Below are 16,531 nucleotides of genomic sequence, written 5' to 3'. Positions count from 1 at the left end.
ATATAATGTCATATTTCTAATCATTGGAATTTTTGTTACAATATAAATGGATGTGTAAAACTTTGTAAAAATAATGTAATAATATGTAATCTGTTTTCAGAAAGTTTTATACAATTTTTATATTAAACTATTAAGTTATAAAAGGGAGCGAGAATATGTTACCAAATACGGTTCGTACTCCAAACAAGAAGAAGAAATGGATTATTATTGGGGTTATTGCACTAATTGTTATTGTAGCGGCAATTAATATTTTTGTTATGCAAGGGAAGAAGAAGGGTGCATCAACAAATGCTGATGCTGTAAGTTTTGAGAAAGTGACAGAGCGTAAGCTGAATAATACGAAGTTAATTTCTGGTCAGGTGAAGCCTGGTAATATTGAAAGCTTCTATGCAGATCCGGCCAAAGGGAAAGTGAAAGATATTGAGGTAAAAGAAGGACAAGAGGTAGAAAAAGGTACGAAGTTATTCTCTTATGACAATGAAGAGATTAATCTTCAAATGAAGCAAGCTGAGCTTGATCAGAAGATGGCGGATATGCGTTATGATCAAGGGAAAAAGAAGATTGATTCGCTAAAGAAAGAAATTAAGAAGGCGAAAGATAGCGGAGCTGGGAAAGAAGTAACGGATCCGATGGACGAACAAGTAAGTGAGCTGGAAATTGCTCAAAAGACAACTGATCTTGAGAAAGAAAAAGGAAAGTTGCAGAAAGAAGAGTTAAGTAAGAAGCAGAAAGAGCTTACGATTTATAGTAATTTCGCAGGTGTTGTTCAAAAGTTAGATAAAGATGCGGCACAAAGTTCATCTCAAGCGTTAGGTGGTCAAGGAAAAGCGTTTTTACAAGTAGCTTCTAAAGATCCATTCCAAGTTCAAGGTACGTTAACTGAGCTTCAGAAGTCACAAATTCAAAAGGATCAAACATTCACTGTAACTGCAAAAGCAAATAGCAAGAAGAAGTGGACAGGTAAGATTACAGAGGTAAGTGAGTTCCCAACGAGCGCAGAGATGGCGCAAGCTGGCGGCGTGGGTGAAGCAACTCAAAATATGTCTCAGTATACATATAAAGCAAGCCTTGATAGCCAAGACGGTTTATCTCCAGGTTACCACGTTTCTCTGCAAGTAAACTTAGAGAATAAGACGATGATTGCTGTTCCAAGTAAAAGCATTGTAGAAAAAGGCGATGATGCATTTGTTTATGTTGAGGAAAAAGGGAAGCTTCGTAAACAAAATGTGAAAAAAGGTTCTACTGATGGAGACTGGACAGAGGTTGTAGAAGGCGTAACAGTGGGGCAAAAGGTGGTTAAAAATCCTTCCGACGATGTGTATGACGGAATGGAAGTGAAAGAGAAATGATTACGTTAAATAATATTGCTAAAACGTATTATCAAGGAAAGTTGGCGGTGCCGATTTTGCATGGTATTAGTTTAACGATTCAGAGCGGTGAGTTCGTTTCTATTATGGGGCCATCCGGTTCTGGTAAGTCAACGCTTATGAATATTATCGGTTGTTTAGACCGTCCAACAGAAGGCGAATATGTGCTGAATGACGTGAATATCTTAACAGCAGACGAGTCAAAGCTTGCTTTAATTCGTAATGAATATATTGGATTTGTATTCCAGCACTTTAATTTACTGCCTCGTCTTTCCGCGGTGGAAAATGTTGAGCTTCCGCTCGTATATGGTGGTGTGAAGAAAGCGGAGCGTCGCAAGCGTGCTTTGGAGGCGTTAGGTAAAGTTGGATTGGCAGATCGCGTGCATCATTTACCGAATGAGTTATCAGGTGGACAGAAGCAGCGTGTAGCGATTGCAAGAGCGATTGCAAATAATCCAACGTTCATTATGGCCGATGAACCGACTGGTGCACTTGATACGAAGTCTGGTGAGCAAGTTATGGATATTTTCACGAAGCTTAATGCAGAAGGCACGACGATTGTTATGGTTACGCATGAAGAGGAAGTAGCAGCGTATTCTTCCCGCCGCATTGTACTGCGGGACGGGAAAGTTACAGAAGATAGAAGGTGTGCGGTATGAGTTTACTAGATAGTATAAAAATTGCCCTCTCTTCTATTTTAGCTCATAAATTGCGTTCAGCTCTTACGATGCTCGGTATTATTATCGGGGTAGGTTCAATTATTACTGTCGTTGCGATTGGGCAAGGCGGGGAAGCTGCATTGAAATCGCAGTTTGTTGGGGCAGGTAATCAAACGGTTCCGATTCATTATAGTGCAGATATAAACGATCCTTTCGGTATGGGAATGGTAGAAGCACCGAAGATAACTGAAGAAGACATTTTTGAAATTAAAAAAATTCCAGAAATCGCACATGTGGTAACAACAAATTCAACCATGGAACCACTTGATATTGAAGATAAAAAAGAAATGGTGAGTATTACTGGATTAGATAGTGAGTACTTTGCAGTAAATAAAGTAAAGTTGTTAAAGGGACGTTCTTTACAAGAATCAGATGTGGATCAAGGTAATAACGTTGTTATGATTAGTAAACAAATGGAAGAAAAGGTGTTTAAGGATACCAATCCAGTCGGTAAAATTATTGAAATGAAAGGTCAACCGATGCAAATTATTGGTGTCTACAAATCAGATAATGAGTTTATGGGAATGGGACCATCAGAAGCGCTAGTTCCAATTTCATTATGGCCGACACTGTATGGAAAAGATGAAATTCAAAATATTTCTGTTCAAGCAAAAAATGTAGATAATCTAGAAAAAGCAGGTAAAAAAGCTGCAGATGTTTTAAATAGTCGTAAACCAACTGATGCAACTGGTAAATATGAAGTTATGAATTTAAAAGAAATTCAAGAAGGTATTTCGAAGATGACCGGTATTATGACAATGATCATCGGTGGTATCGCTGGTATTTCATTAGTCGTTGGTGGAATTGGTGTTATGAACATCATGCTTGTATCTGTAACGGAGCGTACGCGTGAAATTGGTGTACGTAAAGCACTTGGAGCAACGCGTAGTAAAATTTTATTACAGTTTTTAATTGAAGCAGTTATGTTAACACTTCTAGGTGGTTTAATCGGAATTGGTCTTGGGTATGGCGGAGCATATATCGTTTCTACATTCGCAAAATGGCCACCACTCGTTTCATGGGAAGTTGTCGTTGGAGGCGTACTGTTCTCGATGACACTTGGTATTATTTTCGGATTAATTCCAGCGAACAAAGCTGCGAAATTAGATCCAATTGAAGCATTGCGTTATGAGTAATTAATAGTGTAGTAGAACTACACATTACCGTTCTAGTGGGCGGTTCGTAGCCTCTTGCGAGGAAGTGAACCGCCCGTTAGAACGGGTTATATAAATAGAAGGAGGCGTTATAATGGAAGCAAATATTAATACGCAAGATGTAGGTGCAAAGAAGCCATCATTATTAGGAATGATTACTTCTCCAGGTGAGCAATTTGAGAGAATGAAGACGAGTAATGCAGTTTGGGGTGCATTTTGGCTACTCGTTTTAATAGCTGGGCTTGTTGGTGGATTTGCTGCTTATGTATATTCTCTAACACCTGAAGCAATTGAGCTTAATAAAGAATTAGGTGTTACTGTTTCAGCTGCAATGACATATGGTATGGGATTTGGGATAATTGCTATTAGTATGGCATTCGTCTTTCTACTTAGTGCTGTGGTGTATAAAGTGTTAATGGTGTTTATAAGCAATGATACTTCTTATAAAAAATTATTAGCGATTACTGTATATTCAAGTGTTATTTCATTACTGGGTTTATTAATAAATACGATTTTAGCATATATCTTAGGTGGATCGGGTCAAGAAATGTACACTGGTCTAGAACCGATTTTTACTTCAAGTAGTGGTGTTGTAAAAGGTATTGTAAGTAAATTTGAAGTGTTTACAATTTGGGGATATGCAGTTACATGGCTAGGTCTTCAAATTACAGCAGGTTTAACTAAAAAGCAGGCAACAATTATTACTATTGTTTTCTTTGTTTTAACTCTCGGAATGGGTGCTTTACAAGGTATGTTCCAATAAGGAAATAAAATAGAAAAGGTGACTCTTCAAAGGAGTCACCTTTTTTATTTTTACCCTTACTTCAAATACCGCCAACAAAATTTCAAATACTACATAGTGTAATTTCAAATTCCGTCGGTAGTATTTGAAATTACTCACAGTGAAATCTTTTCTTTATTTTTATATTGTGAAGGTACCGCGGAATACTAGAAAGGTATACCTTTTAGAAACGGGTACTGTGTGAAGCCAGCGACTTTTAAAGAGGCAGTTGTTTTGTATGAAGGGATGATTGTAAATCAAATAAAGAAATTAGGTATTCGTAAAGATTATGAAGAGTATTATCAATGTGGTTTAATTGGTCTTTGGCATGCGTATGAAAGGTTTGATGCAAAGAAGGGGTGTTTCCCTGCATATGCAGTTGTAACGGTGCGAGGTTATATATTAGAGAGATTGAAGAAAGAGTTCACAGTGCAAGAAAGGTGTGTATGTGTAGGAGAGTATGAGGATATCTTTCATTTTGAAGATGTTGAAATGAAGGTGAAGGATTTTATGAGCGTGCTAGATGAGAAGGAGAAGTATATTATTTTTGAACGCTTTTTTGTAGGAAAGACGATGGGGGAAATCGCTTTAGAGACGGAAATGACATATTATCAAGTAAGATGGATGTATCGGCAAGCACTCGAGAAAATGCGAGATAGTGTAAGGGGATAAATATTAATATAAGAATGGAAGGCAAGAGATGTTGCTTTCCATTCTACTTGTTAGTTTAATGTAGTAAATGCAACAAGGGGTTTTTAAATTGTAGTGAATCTTGCATGTTCATACGAGATAGTATGTATCCAGCTTTTAATAATTGTTGCTGCAATTTATGGGGACTAATAGATATTGTTGTAGTAGTGCCATTTGAAAAATGTATTTTAGCCTCTTTAATCTTTTGGCAAAACTCTATATCATGTATGTGGTTATAAAATAGCCATATACAGTTTGGAGATGAAGGAGATTCTGTTGGAAAAGTACAAATGTATTCCCGATGATTAATTGGAATTGGAACGTTTTGTTTGAATCTAAAATTTGTTTGGACTGCATTACGCCTACCTTGATAAGTAGAATGAACCTGGGTTAAGCAAGATTTCTTAATGAGTTGTAGTGCGGTTTGGCAGGAACAAAGATCATTTCCGCTACTGTCAATAATTTTTGTACGGTAATAAGGGTGATTGTATGGAACAAGCATCATAGTAGAACTAGAAATAATAATGTTATTTTCATCATTCATGATTTTAAGTCCTCCCTTATAAAATTAATATTTCGAATATAATTATATACGGAATAAGTAAATTTATTGTTAATATTTTGTTTTGTATTGTAAATCTTGTTTATTCGTTTACAATCAATAGTTGATAGTCTTTCTAATTTGCATCGCTTGTACATATATATGAAAATAGAAAAGAGTAGGCGGTGATATAGTATGAAGAAAAAGTATATTATTATGGCTTTAGTTGTCATTCTCCTAGTATATTTAGCAAACAGTAATCCGAGTAAAGGAGAATATACAGAATGGGCAGCGAAGCAGTTTATGAAGCGTAATGATGTGAGTAAGAAGCTAGATGAAGTTCAAAAAGAGAATGAAGAGGGTCTCCTTGGCGACTTGGCATCGGCCGGTAAAAAGTTAGCGAAAAAGTATGTTGAGCCACAAGTTGGGTTATTAATTGATCATTATACGAAGCGAAATGATTATATATTCTTCTCAACATATACGACTGAGTTTGATATAGGGGAAGAACATTATAAGTACGTATGCGTCGGTTTTTCAAAGATTTTTATTCCGATTGAAATGCCGAAGAAAAAAGACGAATCTGCAAAATGATGCAGATTCGTCTTTTTCATTTTATAGAGTAATTGGAACTTCAGATACATTTTTTTCTACAAGGCGAGCTCCCTTTTTTCTTGTATTTTCATCAATGGATGAAAATACAGATGAGGCAAGGATTGTATCCATGACTTGATTTACGACTTGTGCATCGATTGGTGTGATGGGCGTATCGATAGAAAAAACGACTGTTTTTCCATCTTCTTTCGCGAAAATTAACTCTAGTACTTGCATGTGTTATTCCCTCCTTTGTATTTATCCCGCTATTTACGGGACTCGGGTCTGCTGGTTAAATTGTGGCTAATAATCAGCGGGGATGAATAAAATCCCCACTGATCCGAGTTTTACTTTATAGTTTAGAAAGATCTGATGTGCTTACAAGTTGTACAGCGTGAAGTGGTGATGCTTGTAAGGAAGCAAGAGCATGAGCTACGTTGTGTACTTGATCTAAGCTCGCATTTGTTTTAACACGTTTAAATTGTTTGCTCTTGAAAACTGTTTTGCCGTTCTTATCTAATCCGTTGTTTAAGACAAGACGTAAAGTTAAATCCATTACGATTGTTTCAATTGCCATGTGTATCACCTCCTTTCACTTTATAAATAGGGTACAAATGTCATGTTTTGGCGTGAAATTTTTTCTTTTTTTTGGTACCCTTAAAAGATTAAGAGAGGAGAATTCTGGATAATGAATCGTAAATGGTTATTTTGGATTCCTGTATTACTATGGATGGGGCTGATTTTCTATTCTTCGGCACAACCATATAAAAAGCAGGATATGCGTTCAGATATTGAACAATATGTAAATGTTGAATTTGTGAAAGAGCATTTTTCATGGGTATCTATCGATTATGGTGGAGGAACCCCTGTTAGTATTGCGAATAAAGGTGTAGGCGGATTTATTGAGTTTTTCCTTCGTAAAGGTGCTCATTTTATGGTGTTCTTTATGCTAGGTTCATTGATTTATTACGCTTTTCATCGATCAGGTCATTCGAGGAAAAGATGTTTTATATATGCCCTTCTTTTCGTTGCGGGTTATGCAACATTTGATGAAATTCACCAATGGTATACGGGTGACCGTACACCAATGTGGCAAGATTCATTGCTTGATACGTGCGGCGGATTGACGGGAATTATAATAAGTAATTGGTTTTGGAATAGAAAAAAGCGCTAATCTCATTTCGAGATTAGCGCTTTTTTTGCGGGTAGTAAAACTTCCGGTAACCGATCTGATTCAAGTTTCACTTTATACACCAAGTAATTCTTTTAGTTCGTCTGTTGATAGTTCAGTCATCCAACTATCGCTTGTGATGACCGCATTGTTTAGAGATTGTTTTCTTTCTAGCATTTCATCGATTTTTTCTTCTAATGTTCCTGTTGTAATGAGTTTGTGAACATGAACAAATCTTTTTTGACCAATGCGATATGCGCGGTCTGTTGCTTGATTTTCCACAGCTGGATTCCACCAACGATCGTAGTGAATGACATGGTTGGCAGCGGTTAAGTTTAATCCTGTTCCGCCGGCTTTTAAGGATAAGATGAAAATGTCATATGTTCCGTTTTGGAACTCCTCAATCATCTTGTCACGATCTTTTTTCGGTACACTACCGTTTAAGAAGAGGACACGCTGGCCGAATTGTTCTTCTAGCACACGTTTTAGCATGTTTCCCATGCCGATGTATTGAGTGAAGATGAGGCAACTTTCATTTTGATCTTTTATATTTTCGATGAGCTCCATTAACGTTTTTGTTTTCATAGAGCGTTCAACGACATTTTGTGGTTCTTCTTCTTTTAAATAAAGAGCAGGATGATTACAAATTTGTTTTAGCTTGTTCAGCATAAGTAATATAAAGCCGCGTCTTTCAATTCCGCTTAATCCTTCTACATTTTGCAGTGTATCTTGAACAAGTTGTTCATATAAGGAAGCTTGTTCACCAGTAAGAGGACAGTAAGCTTTTTGTTCTTGTTTATCTGGTAAATTTAATGCAACTGTTTGATCTTTCTTCGTTCGGCGCAGTAAAAATGGTGAGATAAACCGTTGAACTTGCTGGATTTTTCCTTCATCACGATCTTTTTCAATCGGTGTGACGAAGCGGCGTTGGAATTGTCCTAAGCTTCCGAGATATCCATGATTAATAAAGTCGAAAATGGACCAAAGTTCAGCGAGGCGATTTTCCATTGGTGTACCAGTTAAAGCGATTTTGTGATTTGCTTGCAAGTTTCGTACTGCTTTCGACTGTTTCGTATGTGGGTTCTTAATATTTTGTGCTTCATCCAAAATAACAGCATCCCAGCATAATGAAGTCAGTTCTTCCTCATCGAGTTGAGCCAATGCATAAGATGTTAATACAACATCTGCTGATTGAAGGAAATCTTCAAATGAATTGCCCTTATCTCTATTACTTCCGTAATGTAATTGGACACGTAAATTCGGTGCGAAACGCTCAAATTCTTTTTGCCAATTTCCAAGAACAGATGTCGGCGCTACGATTAATGCAGGGCCTGTTTTGAGATTGTTTTCTTTTATATATAGTAAGTAAGAGATTGTTTGAATACTTTTCCCGAGTCCCATATCGTCAGCTAGCAATGCTCCAAATCCAAGCTTTCGTAAATATAATAACCATTCAATACCGTGTTGTTGATAGGGACGAAGTGTTGCGTTTAGTGAAGTAGGGACATCTACCTTTGGAATATCTCCAATATGAAGCAGCTTTTGGAATAGTTCCTCATAATATCCATCTAGTTCGATTTCAATATCAGTAAACGGACTATCATCTTCTACAATTTCTGTTTCAGCCGTATTTGATAAATGTTGCTGCAGGACATCTTTCATCTCTAGTCCGTATTTATCGGCACGGTTCATGAGTTTCCTTACTTCTTCGATAAAGGCTGGATCTAGTCGCATCCATTGACCGTTTATATTAAATAGACGTTTGTTTTGTTCAACGAGCTCGAAAAATTCGCTTTCTGATAAATCAATGCCGTTCGTCGAAATGCGCCAGTCAAAATTAACGAGCGTATTCATACCGAAGAACGATTGTGTTTGTGCTGTATTTTGCTTCAACTGGACACGTAATTTCGGTTTTGTTGCTTTTAAATTTTGCCACCAGGATGGTAGTAAAATTGTAATGCCGGCTGCAAGTAATTCGTTGCTTGCATCTGTTAAGAAGTTCCAAGCTTCTGTTTCAAAGAGCTCATTTCGGAATGTATCTCCTTCTTTTAACCACGGTATGAGCTTACTAAAACCTTCTTGTGTTTCTGTAATCCGTTCTTCGTAATCGTGCCATCTTTTCGGTAAGGAATCGATGTTTTCATATACATATATGCGATGAGCTCCGCGCTTTGGTGTCACAATTGTTTCAAGCTTCCACATTTCAAATTCTTCTTGTGGTTCTTGTAGTCTTAGTCCGATTGTAAACGGAAGATCATCTTCAATATAACCAATTTTTCGAAGCCAATCTTCTTCATGTAGTGCTGTTTCCAATTGTCTTTTCGTAAAGTCGTAATGTTCATATAGCCTTTTGGCATCTTCCCAGCCGTCATTCGAGCGATTATCTTGTAATATGCTTTCATTAACTGCTGCTGAGAAAAGAGATGCTAATGTGTCATCTTCAATTGGTGTATTTTGAACTTTCCAAGATGGTTGTTTAGGCCAATGAGTCATATCTGGTACGAAGCTACCACTTGTAAAGGCGTCCCATAATTCATTTGCATCTTTCGTAAGTGCTGTAATAGGTCCGTTTATTTGCATATGTGCAAATGAATTCATTGGTTTGTTTGCAATGTATTCAAAGGCTTGTGCATTTGTTAGTAGCACACCTTGTTTTCCTTCGAAGGTTGCTTCTTTTAGAGAAGTACCGTAGAAAGAAGTGGAGTGCCATGTGAATGCATTTCGTTTCCAACTTGTTACGGATAATGGAGTACCGCTGTCATCTTCTCCCCAAAGGAACCAACCTTGACTAACATGCTGGAGCCTAATTGTTACTTCAGTTTGATTGATCATCGATTAATTTTCCTTTCCGTAATTCCTCTTGTAGTGCACGCAGACGTGAATGGAGATTGGCGATGTGAATAATGAAAGCATCCCATTCATCGGTGCGTTTTAATCGTTTATACAATGTACGTAATTTCTTTAAGTAACGAACTGCGCGTTTATATGATTTACGATTTCGTTCTTCAATCGCCTCTACAGCAGCAAGATGGTAAAGAGGAAGTGCCACTTCTGGCGCTTCTTTTTCAATATCTTTCAGTGGCTCTTTCAACAGCTCAATTGCTTCAAATCCATATAGGAGATGAAGCTCTGCCCATGTACGATACTGTTTTTTCGCGAGTACGTACTGTTCATAGTTTGTGAAACTATACGGTAATAGTTCTTGTAAGATCATTTCGAAACCAGCTTGTTCATTTGTATGTGTTGCATATGTTTCATACATGATTACAAATAGCCGAACGACATCTTTTATGAAAATCGTATTTTCGTGATCTTGGATCGTTTTCTTTACTTGTTTATACGTAAAGGAAAGCCAGTTTTTTGCACGATCCCAATGCATGGCACTTAATAGTTCTTCTAACCAATAGAAGTATAGACTCACAACAGAAGCAGGCTGTTTTTTTAGTAAGTCCATCGCTAGTAGATCTTCGTCATTTAAAAAGAGAAGATGAGAAGACGCTAACGCTTTGGATAGTGGATTGATTTTCGTATCAATTCGTTTTTCTTCTTCTTGTATTTTCTCTTTATTGTTTAAAAGTTCACTCCATATGTGACGATAAATGAAAAATCGCTCTTGCGTATAAGCGTCGGTAGAGAAGAATACTTCATGAACGAGACGAGCTGTTTCTTGCAAAATTATTTCAGACTCTGAAGGAATCGCTTCTGATTGTAAGTCCCGAACGATGGATTCCACTTTGTCTACAAATAGGCGAATGACATTAACAGGTTGGTGATAAGAATACGTTTTGTTAGCTTCGAATGCCTGAATTTCTTCTAATAATTTTTGAAAGCAGTACAGTGCTGCGTGTAACCTGAATAATTCATGTATCGCAATGACACGCGGAGCTTTCCGCTCAAGTTTCGTATAGAAATCTGTAAAGATACTCATAAGAAAATACATTTGTTTATAAGTAAGCCGAGCTTGTTCTTTTTTAAATGAATCATATTCTTTTTCAAAATATGATTGCCAACTTTTATAATCAGTTTCTTCAAAAGCTGATGATTGCAATACTTGTCTTGCAGTTCGAATAGGAGGAAGGGAAGGTTTCGTATTATTTTTAAATAAAGTTAATACATCTCCTACTTGCCCGAAACTAGACGCTGCAGATAGTAATACAGCGAGCATATGCTCACATTGTGTTGGTGCGAAGCAATCACAATAGCTTTCAGCGACGTTACGAATCGGAATATGAACGCTATACACGTTGCCTTCCGCATCTACAGTTCCTGATAGTGTATAACCATCAAAGTCAACGTTATAGACAACACCACTACGATATAGGTGCCGAGCTGTAGCGACATGTTCCTGATCAGCTGTTTGCTGTGGATCTAGTCCTTGAACGAACTCATTCGCAATCATCATAATTTCATCTTTCGTAATTGAGTGTTGCAGCATAATATTCCTCCGTACACATATTTCTTTCCTTTACCATTATAAACAAAAAATGCTCAAAACAGAAAAAATGAAATTTGGATTACATAACTTGAAAATCATGGTAATATATAAAATGTTAATTTCGTATATTACTATATATTTATAGGAGGGGAAGTTGTGTCAGATTTACAAGCGAAGTTTGGTAATGGTATGAACAAGTTGCAAGAGGGAATTGAGCAAGGAAAGATGAAGTTGCAAGTTGCACAAGAGGTTGCACAACTAAAGAAAATTACGCAGGAGAAGTTACAAGTGAAAACTGAAATTTTGTTGGAGCTTGGTCAAACTACATATATGCAACTGCGCAATGATGAAGTTCGAATAGAGGTATTGAAAGGAATTGTAGAACCGGTACAAGAGCTTGATATTGCTATTTATAACATGCGTAAGCAAATTGCTAATTTGCAGAATCAAGGTCAGAAAGGGCAGTGTAGCTGTGGTGGCTCATTATCATTAAATGATAAATTTTGTGGACAGTGCGGGAAAGAAAATGAGTTACTCCTTCAAACAAACAATGTTGAAAATGAATCATGTTCTTCATGTAGTGAACAAATCGCAACAGAAGCTATATTCTGTCCAGTTTGTGGTATGAAGCAAAGTAAGGAGTGAGGAACATGTATTGTAAAACTTGTGGTTTAGAACAGTCTGATGTATCAAATTATTGTACGCATGATGGGTCTAGTACAGGTGGTGTAGCGAGTCATATTATATTAGCGCCTAAAGACTCAAAATATTGCCGAACTTGTGGAGTGGAAAGTAAAGAAACTGCTACATATTGTGAGAAATGCGGCGATTCCTTACTAGTAGGTATTACGAAAAAAGAAATGAAAACGAAATTACCAGACCAGGGTGTACAACTAAATGTGGGTTCATCTGGAATTGCTTTGAAAAAAGGCTTACTTGGTGGTGGTCTGGCAATTATATGCATGTTTTTGGCTGGCTGGATTAGTAGTTTAATTATCGATGCAGCGATGAATGATTTAATGAGAACGATGGTTACAAATACGAACGGTATGCTGGATATGACTACTATTAATCAATCTTTCATTGGCATAGCGCCATTAATTTTAATGTATCATTTAGTGGGTCTTGAAGTCAGTGGAAGTGGTACATACATAATGTCATTTATTCTTCATGTCCCATTGTTCATTTTATTAACTATTCCAGCACTTATATTAGGTGGAATTGGCTTTTTTGTAGAGAAAAAACCCCCGTCTATTGTTTGGCGTGAGAAGCTAGTAACAGCATGTACTATCGGTATTGTATATGGAATTTTCTTATGTGTTATAAGTTTTGTAGCAAGTTCTTCTACGACGATTTCTCAATTCTATGAAACAATGACAATTAATGTTAGTTATTCTCATATTATTAGTTTGTTGTACGGTATTATATTTGGTTTATTATTTAGCTTTATTGGCATGAGTATTGCAGCGGGACCACATCGTATGCTTTCCGCAATTAGTCAAAGTGTTCCATATGCAGCATCTATTTATTATAGTGTAGTAACTGTTTTAAAAGGATTAATCATTACATTTGGTATTATACTTATTACGATTTTATTTAGTAGTTCAAAATCAATGGGACCAATTGATTTCCCTGAGAAAACATATAAAGCATTAATTTCATTAGAAGCAACACCGTATATGTGGAACATGGCTCACTTTGCTCCAACTGCAATTGAATGGGCGAACATGGAGAAAGAAATACAGAACTATCCAAGAGGAAAAGGGCCCTTACATTTATCATATACATCAGGCATATCATTAAATGGTACGTCTTTAAAAGATGTGGCAATTGCTAATGGTGCTTCTGTTAAAGAAATTAAATATATGGATGATTTCAATTCCTACATGCATTGGTGGGGTTTATTAATTTTAATACCATGTATCTTACTATTTAGAGCTGGAATGAAATTAGCTCAATATCCAATGAAAAATATATATGTAACGATTGCGATGTTTAGTGCGGTTTATACTGTGATGATGCTTTGTGTAAATGGATTAGCAAAAATCCAAATCGAAGCTTCAGGTAGTAAGGAAATTATGAAGGAATTTACGGGGATTTCTGGTCCGCTATTATCGATTCAAAGTAGCACAATGTATTTAATAGTAGGTAGCTTTATTCTTTCTTACGTATTAGTGTTTGCTGGGATGAAGTTGGTAAAAAAATAAGGGGGAGAATCGCTTGAAGTTTTGTGGAATATGTAATGAAAAAGTTGCAGACCATTTAAATTTTTGTCCAGAGTGTGGAAGTAAGATAGAAGAAATAGCTGATCAAACAGCTTCTTCTCGTTCAGAAATACAACGGGAAACAAAGCCGGTGAAAAGTAAGAAGAACATATTTTTACTGCTAGGTTTTCTCGTTATTTTTGCTATATTGTTCGGAGCATATAAATTTGGTGCAAGCAAGTTTTCAAAGGAAAAACAAGTAAACGTTATGATTGAGGCGTTTCAAAAGAAAGATGCGAATGCAATTGATGAGTTTGTAAAGGTAGATGATCCGAGCTTAAAGATTAAGGCAGAGGATATTAAGGCGTATATCCGTTATTTAAAAGACAACCCTTCATATAATAAAGAGCTGCTGTCTTATTTACAAAGAGAGACAGTGGATCAAAAACTAGCAAGTGATAAAGCATCGTTTAAAGATGGACAAATTATAGAAGACGGAAAAGAATGGTTTTTATATCCGAAGTATAAATTTAGCATGAAATCTTATTATATGAATGTAAGTACAACTGCGAAGAATGCAGAAATATATGTGAATGATAAGAAAGAAGTAGAATTGTCTAATGACAAAACTTCAAAAGAAATTGGTCCATATTTTCCGGGTTCTTACGTTGTAAAGGCAAAAGCAAAGTCAGAGTTAACTGAGTTAGAAACAGAAAAAGAAGTAGATTTAGCAGATGAAAAAAGTGCGAAGGTAGATGTAAATTTATCATTAGAAGGCAATTATGTAACAATTTCCTCTGATGAAAATGATGCAAATGTAGTTGTGAATGGTAAGAAGCGTGGGAAGTTAAGCCGCGGAAGTTATAAACTTGGTCCTGTACCAACAGATGAAACGGTAGAAGTGCATTTAGAGAAAAATGCTGAGTTTGGCTTAATTAAATCAGAAAGCGTTAAAGTGGGAGATCAAAGTACATATTACTTAAGATTCCCGAAAGAAACTTCGAGTTCGGCCGTTGGAGACTTTGTAAGAAATCACATTTATAATAATGTACGTGCCATTTCGTTAAATGATTTTAGCTTGATTGAAAGTGATTATGATAAGAGTGGGAAATCTTATAAAGAAGATCGTGATTATCTACAATATTTAAATAAAAAAGGAATTACAGAAGACTTATTAACGATGGAAGTTCGTAATGTAGAGCGTCAAAGTGCTACGAAATATAAAGTAACGACATATGAAGAATACCGTATTCGTTACGGGGATGGATCTGTTAAATTTAAGAGCTTTAGTAATGACCACATTGTAACAGTTAATGGGAATGGAAATATACTATATCATTCTCTTGGTGCAAATAATACGTTGAAATCAGAAGATGTATCTGGTCCAACTCGTTAATATGAGAGAAGCTGTTCAATATTTGAACAGCTTCTTTTTTGTAGCTAAATCGATATTTCGTGTCGAACCGTTGATATATTTTTTTACAATTATGAGTGCGTTTCCTTTAATATCGCTTGTACATAGGGATCATGTAATATTTGCTCTATAATTGGCAACATGTTTTTTTTAAATGGAATGTCGATAGGAAATGGCTTTTGAGATCCTGGTTTTATTCCATATTGCACAATTTTGTAATGTGTATTGTTTTCAGACTTGAGCACAATTAGCTTATAGCGATTATCATCGCCAGCGAGTGAGAAATCAATAGAGGTAGCGTTATATGTTACTTCATCTTTATATATGTACGGTTTTGGCGTACCAATCCAGTCTACTTTTGCTTGTATATTCATGGGCATAGCCTCCTTATATGTATTATAAATAAATAAAAGCCAGCTCTCAATAAAGAGAACCGGCTTGTAATTTAGCAGTCATTGGTTATTTTAAAATTTTCACTTTAACAGTTTTGCGTCCCCATTTTTGAGCAGCGCTATCTGATCCAAGTAAGATATCGATACGGTTACCTTTAATTGCACCACCAGTATCTCCAGCGATAGCTTCTCCGTAACCTTCTACCCATACTTTAGATCCTAATGGGATTACTTTCGGGTCAACAGCGATCATTTTCATGTTTGGATTCGCAGTTAAATCATGACCCATTGCGGTTAATACACGGCCGCCATATGTGCCACCGTTTTCGCTCGGGTGAGCTGTATATGCTGTAGCTACAACTGTTAACTCACGACCACCAGATGGTTCGCTAGTTTCAGCAGCTTTCACAGCAGGCTTAGCAGCTGGTTTTGCTTGTGCTGCAGGTGTTTGAGCCTTAGCTGGTGCTTCAGCCTTAGCTGGTGCTTCAGCTTTAGCAGGAGCAGTTGTTTCTTGTTTCTCAATTACAGGTGCTGTACCTGTTAAGAAAGGAACATGAACATAAGCTGTTTTCCCGTTATATTCAAATTGTAACCACTCATTTTGTACTTGGTTCGTTGTTTCGATTACATCGTCTTTCTTCAACTTTCCAAGAATTTCTGAGTTTGTGTTCGCTTCAGCACGTACGTTTAATACGTTAGCTGTTACGTAGTAGATGCTTTTTGTGAACTCTGCACTTACGAATGCGTCTTTACCGTCTAAAGTAACTTTTGACCATCCGTTCTCTGTATTTTGAACATCTATTTTATTACCGTTTAGTAATTTACCGACAACTTTTGATTCCGTAGTAGGGTTTTCGCGTACGTTTAGTACGTCTGTTGTTACAACAGTTTCTGCATTAGCAGATGATGTGAAAATCCCAAGACCAAAAACTGCTGCTGTTGCTATACCAATTAATTTTTTCATGATAGCCTCCATTGCGTTTGTTTTCGTGTCCTCATTATAGCAACAGATTTTTTCGGATTTGGGGAAAACACACAATTACAAACCATTCGTAATAAGTCGTTAACA

17 protein-coding genes are annotated in these 16,531 nt (G+C 36.6%); 10 read left to right on the top strand and 7 right to left on the bottom strand.

The genetic code is table 11. The annotated features are described in order from the left end of the window. Positions 1–155 precede the first annotated feature (155 nt). The 5 genes from JFU02_RS17940 to JFU02_RS17920 all read left to right on the top strand — a co-directional run bounded on the left by JFU02_RS17940 (position 156) and on the right by JFU02_RS17920 (position 4,693). Entirely contained in the window at positions 156–1,349 is a 1,194-nt protein-coding gene (locus JFU02_RS17940) for an efflux RND transporter periplasmic adaptor subunit (RefSeq protein WP_061667809.1), read from the top strand. Next, positions 1,346–2,026 (top strand): ABC transporter ATP-binding protein, encoded by a 681-nt coding sequence (locus JFU02_RS17935; RefSeq protein WP_000631630.1) that lies wholly within the window; start codon positions 1,346–1,348, stop codon positions 2,024–2,026. The genes JFU02_RS17940 and JFU02_RS17935 overlap by 4 nt, the downstream gene beginning before the upstream one ends. After that, positions 2,023–3,222 (top strand): ABC transporter permease, encoded by a 1,200-nt coding sequence (locus tag JFU02_RS17930; protein WP_006922891.1) that lies wholly within the window; start codon positions 2,023–2,025, stop codon positions 3,220–3,222. Before JFU02_RS17935 ends, JFU02_RS17930 begins: the two co-directional genes overlap by 4 nt. Before the next feature lie 112 nt (positions 3,223–3,334). After that, positions 3,335–4,003, top strand: a complete 669-nt coding sequence (gene yknW, locus JFU02_RS17925; RefSeq protein WP_086407168.1) for a YknW family membrane protein — start codon at positions 3,335–3,337, stop codon at positions 4,001–4,003. A gap of 219 nt (positions 4,004–4,222) precedes the next feature. After that, complete coding sequence (locus JFU02_RS17920) at positions 4,223–4,693, top strand: sigma-70 family RNA polymerase sigma factor (RefSeq protein WP_003308200.1); 471 nt, start codon at positions 4,223–4,225, stop codon at positions 4,691–4,693. 55 nt (positions 4,694–4,748) lie between these two features. Here JFU02_RS17920 and JFU02_RS17915 read toward each other — a convergent pair whose 3' ends face one another. Beyond that, complete coding sequence (locus JFU02_RS17915) at positions 4,749–5,255, bottom strand: competence protein ComK (protein ID WP_097820873.1); 507 nt, start codon at positions 5,253–5,255, stop codon at positions 4,749–4,751. Between the two features lie 192 nt (positions 5,256–5,447). Here JFU02_RS17915 and JFU02_RS17910 point away from each other — a divergent pair, with 192 nt between their 5' ends. Then, positions 5,448–5,846, top strand: a complete 399-nt coding sequence (locus JFU02_RS17910; RefSeq protein ID WP_000731400.1) for a DUF4359 domain-containing protein — start codon at positions 5,448–5,450, stop codon at positions 5,844–5,846. A gap of 21 nt (positions 5,847–5,867) precedes the next feature. Here the strand turns inward: JFU02_RS17910 and JFU02_RS17905 are convergent, their stop codons facing one another. Then, positions 5,868–6,083 carry a DUF2922 domain-containing protein gene (locus JFU02_RS17905; RefSeq protein ID WP_001197593.1) on the bottom strand — a complete coding sequence of 72 codons (216 nt, stop codon included), beginning with the start codon at positions 6,081–6,083 and terminating at the stop codon, positions 5,868–5,870. Between the two features lie 115 nt (positions 6,084–6,198). Further along, the gene (locus tag JFU02_RS17900; protein WP_000963861.1) at positions 6,199–6,423 is read right to left on the bottom strand and encodes a DUF1659 domain-containing protein; all 225 of its coding nucleotides are present in this window, start codon (positions 6,421–6,423) and stop codon (positions 6,199–6,201) included. Positions 6,424–6,534: 111 nt separating this feature from the next. On the opposite strand from JFU02_RS17900, the gene JFU02_RS17895 reads away from it, so the two are divergent. Further along, positions 6,535–7,020: a VanZ family protein gene (locus JFU02_RS17895; protein ID WP_001080707.1), complete on the top strand. Its 486-nt coding sequence runs from the start codon at positions 6,535–6,537 to the stop codon at positions 7,018–7,020. Positions 7,021–7,092: 72 nt separating this feature from the next. Here JFU02_RS17895 and JFU02_RS17890 read toward each other — a convergent pair whose 3' ends face one another. Continuing rightward, positions 7,093–9,849 carry a DEAD/DEAH box helicase gene (locus JFU02_RS17890; protein ID WP_086407171.1) on the bottom strand — a complete coding sequence of 919 codons (2,757 nt, stop codon included), beginning with the start codon at positions 9,847–9,849 and terminating at the stop codon, positions 7,093–7,095. Further along, positions 9,833–11,452, bottom strand: a complete 1,620-nt coding sequence (locus JFU02_RS17885; protein WP_000939148.1) for an SWIM zinc finger family protein — start codon at positions 11,450–11,452, stop codon at positions 9,833–9,835. The genes JFU02_RS17890 and JFU02_RS17885 overlap by 17 nt, the downstream gene beginning before the upstream one ends. 156 nt (positions 11,453–11,608) lie before the next feature. Between JFU02_RS17885 and JFU02_RS17880 the strand changes: the two genes are divergently transcribed. From JFU02_RS17880 to JFU02_RS17870, 3 genes are read left to right on the top strand one after another with little or no spacing between them, the layout of a single operon-like run. Then, positions 11,609–12,097: a zinc ribbon domain-containing protein gene (locus tag JFU02_RS17880; RefSeq protein ID WP_001281739.1), complete on the top strand. Its 489-nt coding sequence runs from the start codon at positions 11,609–11,611 to the stop codon at positions 12,095–12,097. Between the two features lie 5 nt (positions 12,098–12,102). Beyond that, positions 12,103–13,659, top strand: a complete 1,557-nt coding sequence (locus JFU02_RS17875; protein ID WP_201071382.1) for a zinc ribbon domain-containing protein — start codon at positions 12,103–12,105, stop codon at positions 13,657–13,659. 13 nt (positions 13,660–13,672) lie between these two features. Then, positions 13,673–15,052, top strand: coding sequence for a zinc ribbon domain-containing protein (locus JFU02_RS17870; protein WP_098317890.1), 1,380 nt, complete (start codon positions 13,673–13,675; stop codon positions 15,050–15,052). A gap of 89 nt (positions 15,053–15,141) precedes the next feature. On the opposite strand, the gene JFU02_RS17865 is transcribed toward JFU02_RS17870, so the two are convergent. Continuing rightward, positions 15,142–15,444, bottom strand: a complete 303-nt coding sequence (locus JFU02_RS17865) for a DUF3910 family protein (protein ID WP_098317891.1) — start codon at positions 15,442–15,444, stop codon at positions 15,142–15,144. 85 nt (positions 15,445–15,529) lie between these two features. Beyond that, complete coding sequence (locus JFU02_RS17860; protein WP_201071379.1) at positions 15,530–16,426, bottom strand: cell wall-binding protein EntA; 897 nt, start codon at positions 16,424–16,426, stop codon at positions 15,530–15,532. Positions 16,427–16,531 lie beyond the last annotated feature (105 nt).

Source organism: Bacillus sp. TH13, assembly GCF_016651175.1.
Lineage (GTDB): Bacteria > Bacillota > Bacilli > Bacillales > Bacillaceae_G > Bacillus_A > Bacillus_A thuringiensis_S.
The sequence above is the reverse complement of the archived record's forward strand: the minus strand, read 5'-3'. Positions and strand labels throughout refer to the sequence as shown.

Excerpts from the sequence above, each read along its gene's own strand:
- JFU02_RS17940 (WP_061667809.1), top strand. The coding sequence starts at position 156 with ATGTTACCAAATACGGTTCGTACTCCAAACAAGAAGAAGAAATGGATT.
- JFU02_RS17935 (WP_000631630.1), top strand. The coding sequence starts at position 1,346 with ATGATTACGTTAAATAATATTGCTAAAACGTATTATCAAGGAAAGTTG.
- JFU02_RS17930 (WP_006922891.1), top strand. The coding sequence starts at position 2,023 with ATGAGTTTACTAGATAGTATAAAAATTGCCCTCTCTTCTATTTTAGCT.
- yknW (WP_086407168.1), top strand. The coding sequence starts at position 3,335 with ATGGAAGCAAATATTAATACGCAAGATGTAGGTGCAAAGAAGCCATCA.
- JFU02_RS17915 (WP_097820873.1), bottom strand. The coding sequence starts at position 5,255 with ATGAATGATGAAAATAACATTATTATTTCTAGTTCTACTATGATGCTT.
- JFU02_RS17910 (WP_000731400.1), top strand. The coding sequence starts at position 5,448 with ATGAAGAAAAAGTATATTATTATGGCTTTAGTTGTCATTCTCCTAGTA.
- JFU02_RS17905 (WP_001197593.1), bottom strand. The coding sequence starts at position 6,083 with ATGCAAGTACTAGAGTTAATTTTCGCGAAAGAAGATGGAAAAACAGTC.
- JFU02_RS17900 (WP_000963861.1), bottom strand. The coding sequence starts at position 6,423 with ATGGCAATTGAAACAATCGTAATGGATTTAACTTTACGTCTTGTCTTA.
- JFU02_RS17895 (WP_001080707.1), top strand. The coding sequence starts at position 6,535 with ATGAATCGTAAATGGTTATTTTGGATTCCTGTATTACTATGGATGGGG.
- JFU02_RS17890 (WP_086407171.1), bottom strand. The coding sequence starts at position 9,849 with ATGATCAATCAAACTGAAGTAACAATTAGGCTCCAGCATGTTAGTCAA.
- JFU02_RS17885 (WP_000939148.1), bottom strand. The coding sequence starts at position 11,452 with ATGCTGCAACACTCAATTACGAAAGATGAAATTATGATGATTGCGAAT.
- JFU02_RS17875 (WP_201071382.1), top strand. The coding sequence starts at position 12,103 with ATGTATTGTAAAACTTGTGGTTTAGAACAGTCTGATGTATCAAATTAT.
- JFU02_RS17865 (WP_098317891.1), bottom strand. The coding sequence starts at position 15,444 with ATGAATATACAAGCAAAAGTAGACTGGATTGGTACGCCAAAACCGTAC.
- JFU02_RS17860 (WP_201071379.1), bottom strand. The coding sequence starts at position 16,426 with ATGAAAAAATTAATTGGTATAGCAACAGCAGCAGTTTTTGGTCTTGGG.